Origin of the sequence: Pseudoalteromonas sp. PAB 2.2 (assembly GCF_001938575.1) — a bacterium.
Classification (GTDB): Bacteria; Pseudomonadota; Gammaproteobacteria; order Enterobacterales; family Alteromonadaceae; genus Pseudoalteromonas; species Pseudoalteromonas lipolytica.
Map to the genome: position 1 here is coordinate 319294 of NZ_LYPI01000009.1, position 13739 is coordinate 333032.

The following is a 13739-nucleotide window of genomic DNA, read 5'->3' on the forward strand; positions in this document are numbered from 1 at the left end:
TGCTTATAAAAAAATTGGGAATAAATATCTCGTCTGTTCGTTACCTCTATGTCAATTCGTAAAAAAGAGGACGAGACAATGACTCACTTTAAACAAACTTTAATCGCAATGTGTGTAGTAACTTCAGCAGGTTTAACAACGGCGAGCTACGCAGCAGATGTGCAATTATCGGTATCAACCGACCAACAAGCTTCAAGTAATATGCAAACATCTCTTGCACCGGCTAATGCAAGCCAAACAAGCACGACATCATTGATGCAAAATAGCCAAGTTTCAGGCTCTGCGACAACTCAAAACTCAGCCACAGAAACAAACACGACTACGAGCAACAGTGCACAAACCAGTACTGAAACAAACACAACAAACACGGCTCAAAATGCTGAACAAACGCCTACTGCAACTACCGCAAGCTCACTTAATAGCATTAATGAGTCTGCCAACTCAGTGAGTGTAACAGCGATATCAAACCAAGCAGGTGCAACTATTGATAACAGCGTATCGATGGTTAATGCAATGACCACAAGTAATGCAATTAACCCTACTGCACTGACCTTGCAAAACCAGCTAGATCAGCAAACAAGTTCATTAACTCAAGCGAACATAACCGAGCTCCCACTGCTTGATGTGAACCAAGTATCTGCCATTAGCAACAACCTACAATCAAGCCTGTCAGGGAATGTGCAACAAGCCGCTATCGACTCTGTGCAAAGTAGTGTTGAGCAAACGGTAACTTCTACTGTGAGTAATAGTGTCAGCCAACACGTTGCTGACCAAGTCACCGCGACCACAACAACAGAAGTGGTTAACAGTATCCAAAATAGCCTTAATTTAGGCCTTTAAAGTCGTGTTGTGCCGGGTTATTACCCGGCGCACTTTTAAGGAGGTCGCTATGCGTACACTAACAACACTTGCTGTAATGAGTGCAATGACGTTAAGCATTCATGCAACCGCAGCCGATGCAACGTTTAATACACATGCTCAGATTGGTTTAACGAGCAACTCAGATTTAGCAATAAAAGAGCTCGATGTCATTTCATCGCAAAGTGACACTGGCACCTTGCTGTCTGCGGGTCTAAGTGCAGAATTTAAAGCAACCGATGCACTCAAGTTCACACCCAGTTATCGTTATGAAAACACCAATTACCATACCTTGGATCAATACGACTTATCGCTCCATCAATACGGGTTAGACACAAATTATAAGCTAACACACACTGACATTGGCTTTCGTTATGATGGTGCAACAGCCCAAGTGGCAAACAAAACATTTTTAACGCTCGACCAAGGAAGTCTTTACATAGGTCACTTTGTCAATAACACCACATATTTAAGAGCAGCATTGAAAGCGGGTGAAAAACAATTTACCACTCAACCTGCACGTGATGCACAAAGCCTTGGCCTTGACACCAGTCTTTTTTATTTTATAAATCAAGGTAATACCATGTTGCTACTGGGTGCGAGTCTCGACAAAGAAGAGGCAACTGAGCAACAATATGACTTTTCTGGCTGGACTTTAAATACGCGCGTTTCACACACGTTCACCGCTTTCGGCAACACAAATAAAGCGAGCATTGGTTGGCGATATCAAGATAAAGACTATCAAGAGAATCCAAACGATATACTCACTGAGCCAACTCCATCACGTGATGAAAGCCGCCATGTCTTAACCGCGCATTGGCAACTATCGCTGCTTGATTCGTTAAGTTTAATTACCGAGGCTGAGTATGGGGATTATCAATCTCAATTAGAGGCAAATACATACACACAAAGCATTGCATCCATTTCTTTGCGTGCTGAATTTTAAGCCTTAATAAGTGATTGAGCCATGCCCAAACACGCTATCTTTTCCGGGTTTTCCTTTATCGACTGCACGCTCAACTAACTTATTATAGATAGAATGGGGTGTGTAATCGGGGTTCGCCGCCAAACATGCCGCAGCCGCAGTCACCTGCGGCGCCGCCATTGAAGTCCCTGATTCAACCCCTACACCACCGCCCGAGTTTAGTGTTAATACGTTGACACCTAAGGCTGCAAAATCAATGTAGTCACCTTTATTTGACCAACGGTATATTTGCCCATTTTTATCAACCGCACTCACTGCAATAACATTTTCATACGCCGCGGGATAAAGCGGCAATGCAGCGGGGCCATCATTACCGGCTGCTGCAACAAGAGTCACTTGCTGCGCAATTGTCGCCTTAATTGCTGCCGCTAAAATAGCATTATCTGGCCCAGTAAAACTCAGGTTAATCACTGGAACTTGCGCAGCCACCAGCCAATTTAAGGCATCAACAATAGCAGCCAATGTGGCACCCTGTGACAAGTCTGATTGACGATAAAAAACCGCCGCGCTGTATAACGTTGCTTGGTTTAATAATGGCGATAACTTGGTCGTTTTACCAATCATAACACCGGCGACCGCAGTGCCATGTAAGTCAGGTGATGCCACGGAATTGGGCAGAAATGACCGAGTCTCAATGGTGCTCCCCACAAAACCAGGGTGCGCCAAGTTAAGTGCGCTGTCGATCATGCCTACCCGCACAGGCAAGTCGCAAACGGGCAGGTTTTTATGTGTGTTAACACCTTGCAAAGGACCTTGCTGCGCTTGATAAATGTGATTACGTCCTAATAAGGCCGCATCATCTATCGACAAAAGACGTTGTAATTGAGCTTTTGAATCAAACTGTTCAGGCACCACAAATCGTAGTAAAACCATTCCCAAAGCATCGTATGATTGACGACTGACTATCTGTGCACCAATGTGCTCTAGCTTCGCTCTATGCTGCTCATTAGCTAACAAAATCCATTGCCGTTCGACGGCTCTAAAACCCTGCTCTGTTTCGATTTCTATGAATGCTGGTTTTCCTACCGTATTCAAAATGGCCAACCGGCTGGGTAATGCGCTTATATCAGTCGCAAGTTGTTGAATAGAATCAATGCTAGGCAATGCGCGACGTGGAATATCGAGCCTATCTTCAATACGTTCAATGGCTGGGTCTATCTGCTCTATAATAGGGCTGATCGGTTTTATAACCGCGGCATATAAATTACTCGACATGAGCAATAACGTGCCAAAGGCAACATCTTTTATTTTCATGTTACAGTCACTTCTCTTTTGACTAAGGTTAAAGGTATAACGTTTGAAATAAAAATAAATTGCATATTTAGGGAATAAAAACAGTTTCTACTCGTTATAGTAGTGCGTGTAGGCTGAATCATTCATGAGTCACTTAATTTATAAGGCCACACGCCCTAACAAATAAGGGAAAACATGACTAATACACTAACCAGTTTATTACCTGCACTTAGGCGCTTTGCATTTTCGCTAACTGGCAACCAAGCTGATGCAGATGACGTTGTGCAAATTACCATCGAAAAGCTGTTGGTAAAAGGAATTCCTGACGATATTGAGCCACTAAAGTGGGCGTTTAAAGTATGCCGTAATGTATGGATTGATGAATATCGCTCGCAAAAAGTAAGGTTAAAAGCGGTTCAAAATACCGATTTACAAGAACCCACATGCGATGATGGGCAGCAACACCTGGCGACCTCGCAAACTCTTAAACGCGTCAACCACGCTTTAACTACTCTGCCCGATGAGCAGCGTGCAATCATCTCGTTAGTTGCAGTACAAGGCATGGCTTATAAAGACGTTGCACACACGCTAGATATTCCTGTTGGAACCGTTATGAGTAAGTTATCGCGAGCTCGAAGTGCCTTGTATCAATTAATAAAGCCTGACTTCACTAAGGAAAACGCCTAATGATTGACGACCAAACTCTCAGTGCCTTTTTAGACAATGAATTATCAGCGCAAGAAATGGAGCGAGTTCGCAGCGCCATAGCGCAAAATGAAGACCTTGCCATACGCCTTGCCGAATTAAGCGAAGTTGATTTACTAGTGAAACAACATGCTGAGCAAATTGATGCAATGCCACTGTCTAAATCGCTAGAAAAAACCCTTGGCAAGCAAACAAACGACACGGTTGTTTCACTGTCGAAGTGGCAAAAAATAAAACAAGCCAGCCGTAAGCAACTCGCTGTCGCAGCAGGTATTGCTGTGCTATTTACTGTGGGCGTTGCCAGTTTAACGCAACAAAAGCAATTAAATATTGAACAGCCCATAGCAAATGCATTAGAGCAGCAACTAAGCGGTGACAAAACAAATATAGATAGTGCACGCTCACTTACAGCACAATTAAGTTTTATTAATTCGACGGGGGACTTTTGTCGACAGTACACCCTTTACCAACAACAAACACAGCAGTCTCATATTGCCTGTAAAGAACACGGTACTTGGCAACTTAAAGTCTCTACTGAGCAAAAGCCCTATGATCGACAAACATATAGCCTCGCGAGTAACACGTCAGCGCTCGACACCTTTATCGATAATACAATTAAGGGGCAGCCGCTCGACCGCACTCTAGAACAGCAAGCACGCGAGAATAAGTGGCAATAGGTAAAATAACCATGAAGTTTTTAATCACACTATTAATAACCCTTATTCTCAGTGGCTGCAGCAGCACAAATCAACATAATGACATTGATAATCATGTTGGACTGACAATTAAGCCGCTCGCAGAAAACCAATATGTGCTTCGCTATAAAAGTAATAGGCTATCAAAGCAAGGCGTGCTTGATGCTAGTTTGCATCACGCCGCCAAACTAACTCTAAAACAAGGTTACGACTGGTTCGTTGTCACCACGCAAGATACACACATATCGCACAACAATACAGCGCTTAACTCGCACAGACAAACTGCAACTTATACAACACGCTGTGGTTTACTTACCTGTTCAAGGCAAGCTTCACCTTACCCTAGTGAGTCGCCACCCCACATTGCAAAGCGTGAAATTACAACACAGTTAATCATTGTTTTGGGAAAGGGGATCAAACCCAGTATTGATGCAATAGATGCTTATTCACATATTCATCACCCTGAATAATCAGGGATATATCTCTTTCTCGCGGGGAAACTTTCTGTGCTACTCTTTACTAATACAGCGCATTTCAGTGTGACTCATGACTGGTAGCATCGAGAACTATTTTTATCACGGGTTCTATATTTTCTTAATGATCACCGTTATTACCTGCTCGGTTATTGCCACAAAATTAATGACCAGTGGGTTTAACAGTCGATCAATCTCACTATTTAACCTGTATTTCTATTTAGGAATGGCGGGCTTTTCGTGGTTATGGATACAGAATATTTTTGAGCTCACACCTGACTTTCGCTCAGGTGTCGCCATGTACGTGCTCTCTATTATGTTGCTTCAGTTAGCTATTTTTAATTACGACGAAAAGTCTCGCTTCAACCTGCAAGTAATAGCCTTTAGTCTCGTATGCGCCGTGTTTATATTTTTTATGAAAACCATAAACCAATTAGCTATCGCGCAGCTAAGTTATACATTTATAACTCTGCCCGTTCTTATTTATGTCAGTTTCAAACGCGCCATACTAAAAAGTAATATAGGCAATGGGGTACTCGCCACTGCCCTGTGTATTTTATTGATCATCGCAATAAGCCAATTAGCCATTGTAGTCTCTGGGAACCTAACTGTTGCGGTGCTTTATTCGCTAACGGTTGTTGGGCATGCCACTGTGTTTGTGATGATAGGACTAGGCCTCATAACAACGTTACTTATCGACGAGAAAAAACGTTACTTAGACCTTTCTTTAAAAGATCCCCTCACCAATTTATACAACCGCCGAGGGTTACAGTTTATACTTGAACAACAGCGTTTATTAACCTCAAAACACAACTCAAAACTGTATGCCAGCGTGGTAGATATAGACTACTTTAAACGTATCAATGATAGTTATGGCCATGAAGGGGGAGATCTCGTACTTGAAGTATTCTCTGAACTGTTAAATCACCATTTAGCCAAACAAGACTTATGTTGTCGTTTGGGCGGAGAGGAATTCCTCATTTTGAGTTTTGAGCCCAGCGAAAATGCAGCCCAACAAAAGCTAGAGACGCTTCGGACTATTGTTGAAACCAGCGAAATTGTTTTTCATGAAAATAACATCACACTCACTGCCAGTTTTGGACTAACCCGTTGGCAACAAGATGACACATTCGATAACCTAATTAACCGAGCAGATAAAGCGCTCTACTCGGCTAAAAATAAGGGCAGAAACCGGGTTGAAATAAACCTTTAAAGCATGGCTTTTAAAGTCATATCTTTATCAATAAAGTGATGCTTAAGTGCCGCTAAGATATGTAACGACAGCGCGGCTGATAATAGATAACCACACAAAATGTGAACTTGCCATCCTGCCTCACTTAACCAAGCAATAGAGGCAACCGCCTCGCCTGCCTCATTGTAGTTACTAGCAATGAGTTGCCACGAAAACAAGCCAATACCAAAGCCGCCAAACCCACTATAAAATGCGCCAGAAACAAGCATGATAGCTAATAAAGTTAACAGCCCCCAATGATAAACATGCAACCATTTGGTAAGGCGATTTTGCACTGCTGATTGAAACGGATTTCGTATTCGATAGATAATTCTGGCTACCCATAGCATCGCAATCATAACCGCTATCGACTTATGCCAGTGGTATAAGCTGTAATCGGTAGCCCAGGTCATGTAGTAACCCATTACAATCACAGTCAAAACCAATAGCGCACTCAACCAGTGCAAGAACTTATGCGTAGTTTGCTTGGTGTTTTTCATTTAATTAATCCTTAAACAATGATTTTCATGTGTTCAAGAATAATGATTAACCTTATGATTTATATAGAACTGTGACGAAATCACCTATTTTGTGATGAATGAATCTTCGACACTGAGCAAATCAGATACACGGGCTTTAAACGACTTACTCACTGGCACACTAAAACCTGCAGCCATCGTCAATTTGCACTTATTGAGCGCTAGATTAAAATCAGCAATCTGGGCAACATTAACAATATAACTACGGTGTACTTGGCAAAATGTGTCAGACGGTAGTTCAGAATATAGGTGTTTAATGGTATCTCGCTTTAAGTAACGATTCTCAACGGTCTGTATCTCTAAGTAATTACCTGCTGACTTTATAAAAACCACTGACGCTAACGGCAGCTTTTTAGCGACTCCTTTATGGTTCACTTCAATATAATCAGCCTTTTCAAAATGCTCAGTGTGTTCAGGTCGGACCGTCGCAGGTGTTGACTCTGCTTGTACCGTGAAAACATGCCACAGTATTAATACTAGAGTACTCGCAATGAAGTATTTTGGAAAAAGCTGAGTAACCGAGGCTGCGAGCGCATAACCATAAAAATCAAAATCTATTAAAATACGTAAGCTAATGATCAATGAGATGCTCATCAATAACATCGTAGGATAAAAGTAAATTCTACTTTTAACGCGCGCTTTTAAATTAAAAAATGCAACAACTCCTATGCTAAGCACGCATAAGCTTCCCCACTCTTTTAACCAAAATAATTGTGAATCAAAAAATTGGTAATGACCGCCACCAATATAGTGACGCCAAAAAAAGCAATAGGCATTGAATAACAGAAAAAAAGCAAACCACGCACCTGCTGCGCGCTGCCAAGGCTCAGTGAGATGCCGCCATAATTTATTTATTGCCATAACTTTCTCCTTTTAAGCTCTAAGAAAGTAGCAAATATACAGCCGTGTTAAAAAGTACTTTTAGTTATATTTAAAAAGCAATGAAAGTAACAATGGCAGGCTGTCACTGCTGATCTAAAAAATTTCATCAATCAATAAAACTTTGATCTGAACAAAGTGTATTCAGCCCAATTAAAGCTAAACTTATACCTTATTAATTACTTTGTAGGGAATAAACCATGACACACCTCGTCGCCGACTTAATGACTCCAGACCCATTTGCGATTAGTGCGCACAACACCTTGCATGATGCCCACAATTTAATGAAAGAAAAAAACATCCGCCACATTCCCGTTATTAACGAGCACGGTGGCTTAGTAGGCATGCTCACGCAGAAAATAATGATTGCCCAAGTAATGAACATTATGGCCAACTTTAGCGCCAGCGCACTCGAGCGAAAAGAAAAGCAAACCAAAGTAGCCGATATCATGGCAACCGATTTCACTAGTATTTCTGCAAAGCAGCCACTGCATGAGGTGGCTAAATTCTTTGTCGAGAATCGTCATGGTTGTATGCCCGTTGTCGACGAAGACAATAACCTAGTAGGTATTTTAACCTCGTCTGACTTTGTTCGTTTAGCGGCTGCATTGTTATCTTGATATATAAACGAGTAATTATTTCTTCCACTGCACACTGAATTTTTTACATTCAGTGTGCAGAGTTTTCATAATAAGCTAAACCCACATACCTCACGACCCACCTCAAAACAAAAAATAAATAAATAAAAACAAAAACTTATAAATATCATTAATTTTGGTACAACGCTTGCTCCTCTTTAAATAACTTCGCTTTCTGGTCATTACAGAAAGCATCATGGAACAACTTTTTAAAGAAACTCGGAGGAGTAATGAGTAACACATCATCGAAAGTCGCAGAATTCACAGCACCCGGTGTTAATAACCAATCAGCCGCTGACACGATTGCTATTTTAGACCAACGTATGGTCGCTTTAATCGATTTACACCTCACTTTAAAACACATTCATTGGAATGTAGTCGGCCCTAACTTTATTGGTGTGCACGAAATGCTTGATCCACAAGTAAGTGCCGTACAAGAAATGACCGACACTATCGCAGAGCGTATTGCAACTATGGGTGGCGTGCCCGTAGGCACACCGCAATCGATTGTCGACCGTCGTAATTGGAAAGATTATTCAATTGGCAAAGGGCTCGTAACCGACCACTTGTCAGCCCTTGATAAAGTGTATAACGGGGTGAATAAAGATCACCGCCAAGCCATTGAAAAGTTAGCCGAGCTTGACCCAGTTTCTGAAGATATGATCACAGGTCAATTAGCAGACTTAGAGCAATTTCAGTGGTTTGTTCGTGCGCACATCGAATCGTCAACGGGCGAACTGAAAAGTTAAACCCTCCCTTCTATCCGAAGACCCCTTGCCCAGCATCTGCTGGGCTTTTTTATTTTTTAAAACAACGTTATAACCAGCCTTTGTGTTTAAAAAATAAATAAGGGGCAAAACCCGACAACAACATCACGCCAATCGCGAACGGGTATCCCCATGCCCAGTTAAGCTCAGGCATAGAGTTAAAGTTCATACCATAAATACTGGCAACCACGGTGGGAGGTAAAAACACCACTGAGGCGATTGAGAAAGTCTTAATTATTTGGTTTTGCTCGATATTAATAAAGCCCTGAGTCGAATCCATTAAAAAGTTCACCTTATCAAACAAAAAGGTGCAGTGAGACATCAAGGTATCGATATCGAGGACAATTTCGCGCAGAGACTCGCGGTCTTCGCTGGGCGCTCCCAAATTACGCAGTAAAAAAGAAATGTTGCGACGCGTATCCATTAAACATAAACGTACTTTACCGTTGTTGTCCTCAAGGCGAGAAATTCGGCTCACTGCTTCCTCAAGATCTGAGTCATCCTCTTCGAGCACATACGCACTGAGTTTTTCGAGTTGATGATGCATATCTTCAAGCATATCTGCATGGTTTTCGACCTTTTGATCGAATAAAGTCACGAGTAATTGCTTTGGGTTATCGCACGCAACTTGCCCTTTGCGAGCACGTAAACGCAATAAACGAAAATCGGCTAATTCATCATCGCGAATCGTTAGTAAGCAGTTATCTTGCAGTAAACATGCGACCGTCACCGTATTAAAACGCCCTTCGTTAGGCGACATAAACAATGCATGCACATGCAAGCCTTCGTGGTCGATAAAACACCGCGATGATGCTTCAATTTCGTCTACATCATCCGCCGCAGGAAGCGTAATATTTAATGTGCTTGCAAGTGCTTGGCGCTCTTCTTCACTTGGATTAATGGTGTCTATCCAATGCGCATTTTTAATAGCGGTTGCTAAAGGTGTATCGGGGGCTGGCTCAGTTTCGGTGATCACACCTTGGTTAATAGAAAAAAATCGTAACATACGCCCTGCCCTAATTAATCAAATTACTGAAATACTATAGTTGTTCGTCATAATGAACAATGCTCAATTTGTTAAGGCTAAAAAAAAGCCCCAACAAAGGGGCTTTAAACTTTATAATGGCAGTATTGCTATGCACCGAGCTGTTGCATTTGTTCTACTTCATTTTTATTTGCACTGACAAAGTCTTCAATATTATCGACGCCGTTCACTGTGTTATTTTATAAAAAGCGAATATCCTAATGGTATATTGAGCCAGTAAAAGCTGGCATTAACAAAACTTGTCAGTATAAAGCTTAATAGCTACTTGATTGCATCGCAGGAAGTAAAATAGCTGCCACGATACCCAGTATAAATAAGCCACCAACAATCAGTACACCCCAAAATGACCATTGTTTTTGCACACGTTGGAAATGCTCAACACTGTCCCATCGTTTGTTTTGCCACGCCATCTCTCGGCCTTTAAAGCCCAAGTAAATAGACACAATAAAACCAATATAAGGAACTAAAGCTAATAGGCCTATCCACGTACTGTTGCCAATTGCCCAAATCCAGCTTAAAAAGAACGCTCCCCAACTAAACCCCTTTACGCCTTCTGGTAACTCGCCCACCTTACCTTGTCCTGAGTTATTCTCTGTGGGAATTTCAAGGCTTGCTTCAGGTGGTGTGTAATTATCTGTCATATGATTATCCTTATTTTAAGACAACTTATAGTAAAACTAATCGGCACTTTAATTTATAGTAATGACGATATTTTAAGCAAGCAAAAGTCGACTTAAATTAATAGCGACGTGGTGTGTTTTGTACCATTTATCTGATTCTCTGTGCTTTACTTAAAAGCATTAGCGAATCAATCGTGCTTTGCAAAAAAGCTCGTAGAAAATATCCATCAACAGTTGCTTAGCAAGGTTTTTCAGCGTCGCAGTGCTCCCTAGTAAGTGGAGCACTCTAACCGCCCCTACTTAAGCCCACTTATACTTAAGCCCCTTAAAAATTAAGTTAATAATGAACGTAATTGTTTGAACCGTATTTAGATACAGAATACAATTGTTATGATGTAACATAACAAAGAGAAAGTAATGAAATTTAAAATCTCCCTTTTATGCTTAGGTATCTCTTCATCTATGCACGCAAATGAAATCGAACACATAGAGATAAAAAGCGACATAAAAGACTATTCCCCCATAAACCAGGTTGCTGTAGGTAAGTCTGTATTATCTGGTGATCTTTTAGAGCAACAAAAAGCAACAACATTGGGTGATACGCTTTCACAAATACCCAGTGTTAGTGCCAGTTTTTTCGGCTCTTCGGCAAGTCGGCCACAAATTCGTGGTCAAGGAGGCCAACGAGTACTGATCACCAGTAATGGCATGCCTATTCGTGATATGTCAGCGGTGAGCGACGATCAACTCATACCTATTGAGCCTTTTTTTGCAGAATCGATCACGGTACTTAAAGGCGCTCGTGCAACAATTCCTTTTGGTGGTGAAGCCATGGCTGGGATTGTTGATATAAATGATGGCCGTATTCCCTTACAACAAGGTATTGAAAAAGAAGACAAACTTGAAATTCAAACGGGCTACAATGCCCCGTCTTCTGTGCTTGGCACCGCAAGCGGTCAAGAACACGACTTTGCGTATAACGTTAACCTTCTTTATCGCGAGCAGAGTGATTATAAAGTTCCTCATACTAGCAAAGCAGCAGACTGCTCAAATTGGGACTCGCTGGTTTTAAATAGCCAACAGGTAAGCCAATGCCAAGTTTCTTTGGCAAGACCAACATGGGAGCATGATGGCACTCAGTTTGTTGATGTCACCCCTATTGAGCAGCAAATAATTACTCATCAACTCGCTAACTCTAAAAATAAAGTAGTCAATTCAAGTTATTACCAAACAAACTTAACTTTTGGTGGCAGTCAGCGATTTGACGATGAGCAGTTATTTGGTATGTCTGTGAATTACAACTCCGCAAATAGGGCAATACCGGGGTTTGTTCACATAGCCCGTCCAGCAGTGCATTCACACGATGCACAACAGACTGAACAGTCGGGAAATATTCGTATTTACTCATCTCAATATCGTATTGATGCACTTTACCAAAAACATTTTTCAGCTAATCCATACTTAAATGAGTTCAATATAAAAGCGGTGTACTCAAAACAGCTAGACGACGAAAATCTCGACGAGAGCAGCGTGAACACATTCGTTTTAAAAAACTGGCAACTTAGTCCAACGTTAAATTATCAATTTACAGAACAATTCGCTGGTGCATTCGGACTCGTTGTCGATAGGAGTGAAAAACAAGGCAGTGGCAAAAACAATTACCTACCCGACATTAACGCTAAACGCCAAGGTGCATACATACTGCAAGATGCAGCACTTGGGCCTGTTTCGTTGCAAATTGGAGCACGCTACGAAAAAGTCAATTACACGCCAACTATTAACGACCACTATCAGCCCGGACGAGGTCAAGGAGCAGCCATAAAAGATAATGAGTTTGAGCTGTTTAATCATTCATTGTCTGCAAATTGGGATATTTCTTCGTTTTGGTATGTCGATGCAAGTACGACCCATGCCGAGCGCGCCCCCGGTATCAATGAACTGTATGCAAGTAACCCACATTACGCACTGTTAATTGAAGAGCAAGGTAATTCAAGCCTCGAAAAAGAAGTGAATAAAGCGCACGAAATTGGCACAGGTTTTCACTTCGACAACCTAAGCCTGACTGCGAGTTGGTACGAAAATAACTACGATAATTATATTTACCTAGGCAGCACAGGAGTATACAGAGGAGGTGTGTATGTTAAAGAATGGCGTCAAGCAGATACCTTAAATAAAGGCTTCGAAGTTGAGCTCAACTATACACTCAACACGCAAAATTTAGGCGATTTCACCTTTACTGCGTATGCTGACGAAACAAAAAACACACCGGTATATCAATTTGACGGAAGCTATGACCCTTTTACACCAGAGGCTTTTTTTAACCCTGATGAAGCCCAAGAGGCAGAGTATTTTCGCCGTCGACTCGAAGGAGATAGCATTCCTCGCACGCCTGCCGACAGCTATGGCGCAGCAATTCATTGGCAATTTGAAAATATAAAAACCACGATTGATTACCAACACAGCAAAGCGCAAGAGCAGCTTGCAAAGTTTGAACACGCATCACCAAGCTACTACAGTATGGGCATGAACATGCGTTACGCAAATTCACTTTTGGGATTTGATAATGAGCTGTTTATAACTATAGACAACCTAACAAACCAAGAAATACGCCCACATCAAAGCTATTTACGATATTTAGCCCCGCAGCCAGGTCGCAGTATTGCCCTCGGTATACGCACCGCACTATAACAAAAAAGGGCCACGTATTTACACGTGGCCCTTATTAATTCGATTCAGAAAAATCTATTCAGCGATTATAGTCTCACTGTATTTGTGCTATTTCGTTGAATATCACGAATGCCATCTCGGCCTTCTTTTTCCATTGCTGCAATTTGTTCTGGAGTACGACAAACACGCTTAGGTATATTGCTACCCGTTGGCTTTTCCATTTTACAAATTAAACCATCATTACTTGCTTGTTCATCACTTGAACTCGCACAACCGGTCATTAACACGGCTAAAAGAGCAACACTTAAAAACTTCATATACTTCCCTTTTTTTAATTAATTTAGCGCTCGATAAGAACATATTATTATACTACAGGCATAAAATCACAACATTATAGGTACAAA

15 protein-coding genes are annotated in these 13739 nt (G+C 41.5%); 9 read left to right on the plus strand and 6 right to left on the minus strand.

The window, feature by feature from the left end:
* Positions 1 to 78 precede the first annotated feature (78 nt).
* Positions 79 to 840 carry a hypothetical protein gene (locus BWD47_RS08105; RefSeq protein ID WP_075593776.1) on the plus strand — a complete coding sequence of 254 codons (762 nt, stop codon included), beginning with the start codon at positions 79 to 81 and terminating at the stop codon, positions 838 to 840.
* 49 nt (positions 841 to 889) lie between these two features.
* Complete coding sequence (locus BWD47_RS08110) at positions 890 to 1804, plus strand: hypothetical protein (protein ID WP_074989013.1); 915 nt, start codon at positions 890 to 892, stop codon at positions 1802 to 1804.
* A 3-nt stretch (positions 1805 to 1807) separates the two neighbouring features.
* Here the strand turns inward: BWD47_RS08110 and BWD47_RS08115 are convergent, their stop codons facing one another.
* Positions 1808 to 3097: a S8 family serine peptidase gene (locus tag BWD47_RS08115; RefSeq protein WP_074989014.1), complete on the minus strand. Its 1290-nt coding sequence runs from the start codon at positions 3095 to 3097 to the stop codon at positions 1808 to 1810.
* A gap of 174 nt (positions 3098 to 3271) precedes the next feature.
* On the opposite strand from BWD47_RS08115, the gene BWD47_RS08120 reads away from it, so the two are divergent.
* The 4 genes from BWD47_RS08120 (at position 3272) to BWD47_RS08135 (ending at position 6162) form a co-directional block, all read left to right on the plus strand.
* Positions 3272 to 3763, plus strand: coding sequence for an RNA polymerase sigma factor (locus BWD47_RS08120; RefSeq protein WP_065978614.1), 492 nt, complete (start codon positions 3272 to 3274; stop codon positions 3761 to 3763).
* Entirely contained in the window at positions 3763 to 4458 is a 696-nt protein-coding gene (locus BWD47_RS08125) for a hypothetical protein (RefSeq protein WP_074989015.1), read from the plus strand. Before BWD47_RS08120 ends, BWD47_RS08125 begins: the two co-directional genes overlap by 1 nt.
* An 11-nt stretch (positions 4459 to 4469) precedes the next feature.
* Positions 4470 to 4946 (plus strand): hypothetical protein, encoded by a 477-nt coding sequence (locus tag BWD47_RS08130; RefSeq protein ID WP_074989016.1) that lies wholly within the window; start codon positions 4470 to 4472, stop codon positions 4944 to 4946.
* Positions 4947 to 5022: 76 nt separating this feature from the next.
* A complete protein-coding gene (locus BWD47_RS08135) occupies positions 5023 to 6162 on the plus strand; it encodes a GGDEF domain-containing protein (RefSeq protein ID WP_065978617.1) in 1140 nt (379 codons plus the stop codon).
* Here the strand turns inward: BWD47_RS08135 and BWD47_RS08140 are convergent.
* Together BWD47_RS08140 and BWD47_RS08145 are read right to left on the minus strand one after the other, a co-directional pair.
* Positions 6159 to 6680 (minus strand): cytochrome b, encoded by a 522-nt coding sequence (locus BWD47_RS08140; RefSeq protein WP_074989018.1) that lies wholly within the window; start codon positions 6678 to 6680, stop codon positions 6159 to 6161. The genes BWD47_RS08135 and BWD47_RS08140 overlap by 4 nt on opposite strands.
* Positions 6681 to 6764: 84 nt before the next feature.
* Entirely contained in the window at positions 6765 to 7580 is an 816-nt protein-coding gene (locus tag BWD47_RS08145) for a LytTR family DNA-binding domain-containing protein (RefSeq protein WP_074989019.1), read from the minus strand.
* 218 nt (positions 7581 to 7798) lie between these two features.
* On the opposite strand from BWD47_RS08145, the gene BWD47_RS08150 reads away from it, so the two are divergent.
* Positions 7799 to 8218: an HPP family protein gene (locus BWD47_RS08150; protein WP_036966736.1), complete on the plus strand. Its 420-nt coding sequence runs from the start codon at positions 7799 to 7801 to the stop codon at positions 8216 to 8218.
* 248 nt (positions 8219 to 8466) lie between these two features.
* Positions 8467 to 8985: a DNA starvation/stationary phase protection protein Dps gene (gene dps, locus BWD47_RS08155; protein ID WP_036966733.1), complete on the plus strand. Its 519-nt coding sequence runs from the start codon at positions 8467 to 8469 to the stop codon at positions 8983 to 8985.
* 67 nt (positions 8986 to 9052) lie between these two features.
* Here the strand turns inward: dps and corA are convergent, their stop codons facing one another.
* Together corA and BWD47_RS08165 are read right to left on the minus strand one after the other, a co-directional pair.
* Positions 9053 to 10009 (minus strand): magnesium/cobalt transporter CorA, encoded by a 957-nt coding sequence (gene corA / locus BWD47_RS08160; protein WP_065978620.1) that lies wholly within the window; start codon positions 10007 to 10009, stop codon positions 9053 to 9055.
* 293 nt (positions 10010 to 10302) lie between these two features.
* Positions 10303 to 10689 (minus strand): hypothetical protein, encoded by a 387-nt coding sequence (locus BWD47_RS08165; RefSeq protein ID WP_051501730.1) that lies wholly within the window; start codon positions 10687 to 10689, stop codon positions 10303 to 10305.
* A gap of 396 nt (positions 10690 to 11085) precedes the next feature.
* On the opposite strand from BWD47_RS08165, the gene BWD47_RS08170 reads away from it, so the two are divergent.
* Positions 11086 to 13356, plus strand: coding sequence for a TonB-dependent receptor (locus BWD47_RS08170; RefSeq protein WP_075593777.1), 2271 nt, complete (start codon positions 11086 to 11088; stop codon positions 13354 to 13356).
* A 65-nt stretch (positions 13357 to 13421) separates the two neighbouring features.
* Here the strand turns inward: BWD47_RS08170 and BWD47_RS08175 are convergent, their stop codons facing one another.
* Positions 13422 to 13652, minus strand: a complete 231-nt coding sequence (locus tag BWD47_RS08175) for a hypothetical protein (protein ID WP_036966724.1) — start codon at positions 13650 to 13652, stop codon at positions 13422 to 13424.
* Between the last annotated feature and the right edge of the window lie 87 nt (positions 13653 to 13739).

Bases quoted from the DNA above. Each gene is read 5' to 3' on its own strand.
- BWD47_RS08125 (WP_074989015.1), top strand. From the start codon at position 3,763: ATGATTGACGACCAAACTCTCAGTGCCTTTTTAGACAATGAATTATCA.
- BWD47_RS08150 (WP_036966736.1), top strand. From the start codon at position 7,799: ATGACACACCTCGTCGCCGACTTAATGACTCCAGACCCATTTGCGATT.
- BWD47_RS08110 (WP_074989013.1), top strand. From the start codon at position 890: ATGCGTACACTAACAACACTTGCTGTAATGAGTGCAATGACGTTAAGC.
- corA (WP_065978620.1), bottom strand. From the start codon at position 10,009: ATGTTACGATTTTTTTCTATTAACCAAGGTGTGATCACCGAAACTGAG.
- BWD47_RS08175 (WP_036966724.1), bottom strand. From the start codon at position 13,652: ATGAAGTTTTTAAGTGTTGCTCTTTTAGCCGTGTTAATGACCGGTTGT.
- BWD47_RS08115 (WP_074989014.1), bottom strand. From the start codon at position 3,097: ATGAAAATAAAAGATGTTGCCTTTGGCACGTTATTGCTCATGTCGAGT.
- BWD47_RS08165 (WP_051501730.1), bottom strand. From the start codon at position 10,689: ATGACAGATAATTACACACCACCTGAAGCAAGCCTTGAAATTCCCACA.
- BWD47_RS08135 (WP_065978617.1), top strand. From the start codon at position 5,023: ATGACTGGTAGCATCGAGAACTATTTTTATCACGGGTTCTATATTTTC.
- BWD47_RS08130 (WP_074989016.1), top strand. From the start codon at position 4,470: ATGAAGTTTTTAATCACACTATTAATAACCCTTATTCTCAGTGGCTGC.
- BWD47_RS08140 (WP_074989018.1), bottom strand. From the start codon at position 6,680: ATGAAAAACACCAAGCAAACTACGCATAAGTTCTTGCACTGGTTGAGT.
- BWD47_RS08145 (WP_074989019.1), bottom strand. From the start codon at position 7,580: ATGGCAATAAATAAATTATGGCGGCATCTCACTGAGCCTTGGCAGCGC.
- BWD47_RS08120 (WP_065978614.1), top strand. From the start codon at position 3,272: ATGACTAATACACTAACCAGTTTATTACCTGCACTTAGGCGCTTTGCA.
- dps (WP_036966733.1), top strand. From the start codon at position 8,467: ATGAGTAACACATCATCGAAAGTCGCAGAATTCACAGCACCCGGTGTT.
- BWD47_RS08105 (WP_075593776.1), top strand. From the start codon at position 79: ATGACTCACTTTAAACAAACTTTAATCGCAATGTGTGTAGTAACTTCA.
- BWD47_RS08170 (WP_075593777.1), top strand. From the start codon at position 11,086: ATGAAATTTAAAATCTCCCTTTTATGCTTAGGTATCTCTTCATCTATG.